Source organism: Psychrobacter phenylpyruvicus DSM 7000 = NBRC 102152, from assembly GCF_000685805.1.
GTDB classification, from domain to species: Bacteria; Pseudomonadota; Gammaproteobacteria; order Pseudomonadales; family Moraxellaceae; genus Psychrobacter; species Psychrobacter phenylpyruvicus.
In genome coordinates this window covers 1-6467 of record NZ_JMKP01000059.1, presented here as the reverse complement: position 1 = coordinate 6467, position 6467 = coordinate 1, and the positions used below count along the sequence as shown (strand labels likewise).

At 38.0% G+C, this 6467-nt stretch carries 4 protein-coding genes and 1 pseudogene; 1 reads left to right on the top strand and 4 read right to left on the bottom strand.

The genetic code is table 11. The features are described 5' to 3' along the window. Together G561_RS14725 and G561_RS0112965 are read right to left on the bottom strand one after the other, a co-directional pair. Positions 1 to 248, bottom strand: a pseudogene (locus tag G561_RS14725) (IS982 family transposase); the annotation flags it as partial. Between the two features lie 49 nt (positions 249 to 297). Further along, the gene (locus G561_RS0112965) at positions 298 to 3513 is read right to left on the bottom strand and encodes a two-partner secretion domain-containing protein (RefSeq protein ID WP_028859927.1); all 3216 of its coding nucleotides are present in this window, start codon (positions 3511 to 3513) and stop codon (positions 298 to 300) included. Between the two features lie 124 nt (positions 3514 to 3637). Here G561_RS0112965 and G561_RS0112960 point away from each other — a divergent pair, with 124 nt between their 5' ends. Continuing rightward, on the top strand, positions 3638 to 4168 hold the full coding sequence (locus tag G561_RS0112960; RefSeq protein WP_028859926.1) for a hypothetical protein: 531 nt from the start codon (positions 3638 to 3640) through the stop codon (positions 4166 to 4168). A 42-nt stretch (positions 4169 to 4210) separates the two neighbouring features. On the opposite strand, the gene G561_RS0112955 is transcribed toward G561_RS0112960, so the two are convergent. Both G561_RS0112955 and G561_RS0112950 read right to left on the bottom strand, forming a co-directional pair. Next, entirely contained in the window at positions 4211 to 5329 is a 1119-nt protein-coding gene (locus tag G561_RS0112955) for a ShlB/FhaC/HecB family hemolysin secretion/activation protein (RefSeq protein WP_162165210.1), read from the bottom strand. Next, positions 5298 to 6395, bottom strand: a complete 1098-nt coding sequence (locus tag G561_RS0112950) for an ISAs1 family transposase (RefSeq protein ID WP_028858946.1) — start codon at positions 6393 to 6395, stop codon at positions 5298 to 5300. Before G561_RS0112950 ends, G561_RS0112955 begins: the two co-directional genes overlap by 32 nt. Between the last annotated feature and the right edge of the window lie 72 nt (positions 6396 to 6467).

Sequence of the window (6467 nt, the reverse complement as noted above, 5' to 3'; positions counted from 1 at the left end):
CATTGTTTAGCAAAGTTAGGGTAAGAGCCAAGGTTTGGAAACCAAGACAGCCAGTGGTTTTTAAAATATTGCCAGATTTGTTTGTCTTGATCCATGCCCATAAACTCACCAACTAGCTCCATACATATAATTTCAGTATCGCTAAGTTTAGGCGCAAATCCGCCTCTTCTTAACGGTTTTTGAACGACTAAGTTGTAATATTGCTCTACCATCAGATAGATATTAATGATAAATTCGTCAAGTGGCATCTCATTGTCCTTGGTCTTCTTGGTCGAAAACTTTAAGGATAGTGAGGTGTCATTTTTTTTCAACCCCTAAAAGTGTTGAGAGTGGGGTAGCTGTTGATATTAACGACATATCACCGTTAGAGACTAAGGTTACAACTTTAGGGTCAATGGTAAGATCATTTTTGCTACTAACAGATAAGTCTCCATTCAGTGTCTTTTTAGCGATGGACGGATTGTTCGCAAGTTTCGTGTTGTTGTTAGCAAGGGCAGAGGTGCTTTGTGCATTAAAGCCGACATTACTATTTAAACCAATATTTGATCCTGAGTTGATCAGTACCGCCCCACCTGATACATTAGTGTTTTTATATGCTTGTGTGTTACGACTATTAATGGATGCTACCTCTCCAGCAGTTAAGGTAGTATTACCTGAAGTGGTGTACTCTAAGCTTGCATTCGTCCCTGCTTTACGGTTACCGTTAAATGCAATTTGGTTAGCGCTGTCTATGATTAAGTCTTTACCTGCATTTAGCTGACTATTATTCACTCGCATTAAGTCGCCAGACTTCAGTGTAGTCGATCCAGCAGAGGTGGTTTTTGTATTAGTCAGGTTTAAATGATTGGCAGCGTCTACAAATAAGCTATTATCTGTTTTACCTGTTGGCGTAAGTGTGATGTTTGATATATTAATATCACCATCACCATAGGTGTTATTAATACCTTCAGAGTTTTTTGCCGTATTTTTAACGGTGGTTTGCAACTGAATGGCATCAGATTTTATTTTAGAATTATTTATCGTAATCCCTTTAGCAGCTTGTACTATAAAATCTTTTTTAGCATTAATCGTATGGTTAGCATTCAGGTTTATTTTATCTTTATTGACAATTTGAACATCACCATTGATATCACCTGCAAGGGTTTTACTTGCACCAGTAGCAGTGATGTTTAAGTTATTAGATAAGGCGTGCCCAGCTTTCGCATTAGATAAGACAGCACTACCTTTAAGGTCGGTATTGGTAAAGTATTGTGAGGAGGTACTGTTTAAAACCAGTACGTCTCCAGCCGTTAGTTTGTTTTGTTTATTTTTGGTACCATATTCATTGTAATAGCTGCCGTTATCTTTTTTCTTTAGCTGGGTATTGCTATAAATACGTCCATTATTTAACTCTAAATTATTAGCGGCTTGTATCTCACTTTCAGTAAGGGTTAAGTAACCTTTGCTTCCAATACTAACGTTTTTTGCGCCCTCTAAATGGCTACTAGTAATGTCAGTTTTACCACCTGATTGCAGTTGTACATTGCCAGCATTTTCTATATCTTTGACTGCGACACTGGTATTCTCAAGTAAAGTATCTGCGCCAGAAACTATAACACTTGCATTTGATGTTATGTTACTGGTTTTTATGTTGGTATTTTTATTAGCTGCCAAGATGCTGCTGTTTGCGCTTGCATCCAGACCAGTAATATTCAGATCGGCTTTATTAGCTATTGCAACCACTGCACCTTCTGCACTAGTCAAATGACTGTTTAAAATATCATTATTTTTTGTTTGGCTAGTAACCTGTATACCTTTATTAGCACTTAAATTACTATCAATGATCGATGTCTGATCAGCCTCAACTGTAAGCCCACCCCCAACATTTAATTGAGTACTAATATTCTTTAGTGAAGCGGTCTCTTTAGCTGATATGTTTGCATCACCTTTCGTATTTATCGTACCATTTCCATCCACTCCAGCATGCCGACCGGCTCTCAAATTCAAACTCTCAGCCTGAGTTACTTTAGTGCCAGATTGCAAAGTAGCATCTCTATTTGCATAAATAGTAACGTTATTAGTTGCACTTACTTGGCTATTGTTGCGAATAGATACGTCAGATGTGGCGCTGTTATCTCCTTTATCTGCAACAATATATATATCCCCTTTGCTACTTAAATTACTGTTATCTATAACCGTAGTATTTTTAGATTGAACAGTAACCCCTCCGTTAGTGTTATTATTTTGAATGTTCGATTTATTATTGATCGTAATATTTTGTTTTGCAGCTAAATTAATTGTATTTGGTAACAGCTGAGAAGTTTCACTAACATTATGCTTATTAATAGCACCCGCATTGATAGCAATGTCTTTGTCTGTTTGTAGATTAATCATGCCGTAGCTGTTAAGTGAGCCTGTATGATTAATACTGCCTGTTGAACCTGTCGCTTCTAAATCAATTAAGCTGGTCTGTTTTTTTGTGGTAGCAATAGTGCCACTGTTTTCAATCTTACCAGTATTTGTGAGTCTAATTTGCTGACCTGCTTGTATAACGCCAGCATTTTTGACACCTAAGCCTGCTTCTGTGCCAATAAGCTGTATAGAGTTTGCATAGACACCGCCTAAGTTACTTATATCTACCGCTAGCGTAGGCTTAGTATCTGTTCCAGTGATTTTAGTCGCTGCTAAAGTGTCATAGTCAACACTATTGCTACCGCTCACGGTAGTTACCGATTCGTTTGCTTGAATCTTACCATTAATATCGATTGCTCTAGCCAATACATCAACATAGTTTGCTTGTTTTTGTACTGAACCCCCTAATGCAAAACCTGTTTCTGTATTATTAAACTGCACTTTACCCTGTTTAATATCAAAGCTCGTTAGATTACCAGACGCATCAATTTTAGGCGTACCCGTCGTCAAAGTTGCTCGATTGGCATTAATAAATCCACCACCTTGTATCTGCAGCCCTGATGGGTTAGCAATGATGATATCCGCTTGTTGTCCTGCAACCTCTATAGTTCCGTTTAACTGCGATGCTTTATTACTTCGTACTTCATTCAAAATAGTATTAGCCGCACCTTTTCCTAAATATTGGTTGCCTGAAATATTATCCGCTAGCTGAGTCTTAGCGCCATGTGTACTATTGTTAAGAATGGCTCCATTACTACCAATATCAAATTGATTATAAGTATTGTGTGATAAACCTTTGCTATTAGGCGTACGTATATTAACAATAGGCGTGCCATTAGGTGCTTTTAAAAGGGCTGCTTTTTGTGATGAAGGAATGTTAGAGGCTGTGTTTTGAATTTGAGTTGTCGATGCCAAAGCTTGGGTATAAACCATACTTTGGCAACAGAGAAGTGCAACTGTAAGGCGTTTTAATGAGGTTTTGGGAGTGGCTAAAGGCTTAGAGAATGACTTTAATTGTGTATCTGCTGAGCTCTTTTTCCCTTGGCTTTTGGTTAGCTCACTAACTACAACCATCATGCCGCGGACCTTACTGAAAATAACACGATAACAATCTTTATTCATTGTAAAATTCCTACTCAAAGGTTACACAATTATTTTTTTAAATGATTATTATTCCTATTTAATTTAAAGTCAATTAAAATTACGTTATTTCTTAAACTAATTTATTAAATCTGGATTGTCTCCTATGAAACGACTTTTTACCTTATTGACACTCGCCTTGCTTGCTGGCTGTACAACCACCCCATTTAAAAAAGAGTTGCCTCAAGCACTCATATATCAGCCTCCTAAATCTGGTGACAGTGCAACTATTACAGGTAATATGCAGCCTCGTTATACCAGTTTAGTGGGTGACCGTATTTTGTATATTGTAGAAATCGATGACAAGCGCGTGCCATTAGAAGGGGAGAAGCAATATAGCGCTACTTGGGATAGGATATATCCATTGACAGCAGGTGAGCATAGTTTAAAAGTTGGCTATCGTATGGCAGGACATAGAGTGGGACCAGCTACTATCATATTTAATGCTGTTCCTCATCATCAGTATCAGTTAGATTTTAAAACAGATATTGGCACTAAATGGTTTAGTGATGACAGTTATGTTGACTTTTGGATTATTGATAAACAATCTAATAGCCCTATAACAGGTGTGGTAAGAATGACACCTAACCCTCAGCCGAGTGTTATTTCTTACCCTATCATTATTAATAATAAATAATACCTATGGCAGGTTTTAGCATCTGTGTTTAGCCTCTATATATTAGTAATATATACTGGTGCTAAAACCTGTCACAGTTTCTTTTTCAACTTCTCTTGGGGCCCTCAAGGCTCTGCCGATAAAGCCACTTAAGCTAAAGTTAGGATAATATAATTTCATACCAAAGGTGCTACTTATCAGCTGGTTGTTAGATAAATACTCTGCTGAATCCCCATAGACGAAACCTTGATCTAAAGTAATATAGGGAATAAGAGTAAACTGGGTTTTAGAGTTAAATATCCGTCCAATCTCTTGTTTGATTAATAATCCTTTATCTCCTGCAATACTCTGCTGGCTATCGACACCTCGTACCGTAGAACGTCCACCTATAATAAACCGCTCATTTGGTGCAAGCCTGTCATCTGTGTATTGGCCTACTAATCCAACTTGATAGTAATAATTGGCTTGGTTAACCATAAAGGGAATAGAGGTATCTATATTAGCAGTTACAATGCTTGGTCTATCATCGGCCTCTCCAATATAACTTTCAGGAGATTTGATAGCAGAAAAAGCACCTGTCCCTTTTTCATAGTTAATACCTGCGTTTATTTTACCAATTTGTGTATCCTGTTGATGATTAAGACCTAGTGTCCAACCCGCAGTTTTGCGACGTTGTACTTCAATCTCTTCGTTGTCAAAGTAGTATTTTGAGCTTTTTTTAAAGCCATCTAAGGTTATTGTGGTTTTCGCGTGTTGATCCCGATAAAGTATTTTTGATAATCCTGCTCGGCCCTCTAATGTATCTCCCTTATACACGATGTCATTATTAAGTCCAGCTAGGGTTTGGTTAAAAGTATAGTCACTATAGTTCAGGTTAAGCTTCCAATCCCTAAATGGATAGATATACTGAGCATAAATACTATCATTATTTGACTTTTTATCCGTTTTATTCCAAGGATCTATGGTATGGGTATAAGATAGATATAAGACGTCATTCGCTTGCAGCGGATGATCAATGTTTATGCCTAATGTGCCTAAATATTTGCCGGTTTCTTTATTACCTGAATCATCTACAGTGAGCTGAAAACCTAGTGGAAAGCTTTTTTTCTGGGTAATCAATAGATCACTGATCCCATACAGGGCAATCGCACTATAAAACTCTCCCGAATAGAACCTGCTCACGATAATCAAGATTTTGAGAAGCCCTAATACGGCGTCGTTTCACTGACAGTTTAGTATCATCTCTATCACGTAGTAGATTTAAAGCTGTACGAGTGAGTAAGGCTTTATTACTTCGGGCATTCTTCTCAAGCTTTACCGAGCGGTCTTCACCGAAGGTCACATCAAGCACCCAGTGCTGAGAATTTTCTATTGCCCAATGAGAACGTATATATTGAGCAACGATAGGTAAATCAGTCAAAGAGGTCAAATAATAACGCCGTTCAGTATGGCTATCTTCACCTATACTACGAGTAGACTCAACCATAGCCACGGCATTTAAGCCTGTCCAATCAGACTTATTATCTAACCAATCTATCTTTGTAGATAGCGCATAACGTCTTACTTCTATACGACCATGATCTTTATCAACAGTTTCATTGATGGGTAAATTACCTGAATCAAATTGTGTGTCTAACCAAAGCTTAACGTCGTCATATAAAAGCTCATGGTTTCTTTTCAAGGACAAGATATAGTCGGCTTTAGCTTTAACAAGCTGTTTACAGACATCCTTTTGACAATACATCGCATCCCCGGTCACAACGCTGCCCTTAAGATTGATCATATCAAGCAGTCTAGGCAGTGTCGTTATCTCGTTGTCTTTACTATTTACTTGCGTTTGTGCTAATACCAATTTAGTTTCACTGGCAAAGGCAGTGACTAAATGAATAGAGTCTGTATCTTTAAAGCCACCTTGGAGAAATTTACCATCAATGGCAATGTGTGTATGGTCTTTAACACTTTCGGTCATCCAATGAGCAAAGCATAGGGCAAAGTGATCTTTGTCTATCATTTTCATGACATTTCCAAAGGTGTCATGCGAGGGTATACCATAAGGCATAGCGAGAACCCTCTCAAACCACGACCTGTTCTCTTTGGCAAAGTCTTCGACACTCACCCAGTCGTTATAGCCGCAGATAAAAGCGGTTAGCGCAATAAATATGACGTTCTCTAGTGGATGATAGAGATTTTTGTTTTGGCGTCTTGGGTCATTGAGTTTGGCAAAGAACTCTCTTGGATCGTTGAGCATAATAGCTCCCTCTTATGGATCGGGTGCTATATTTTACTCCTTCTTTGACTTTTTGTAGTGCGATTGCCCTGT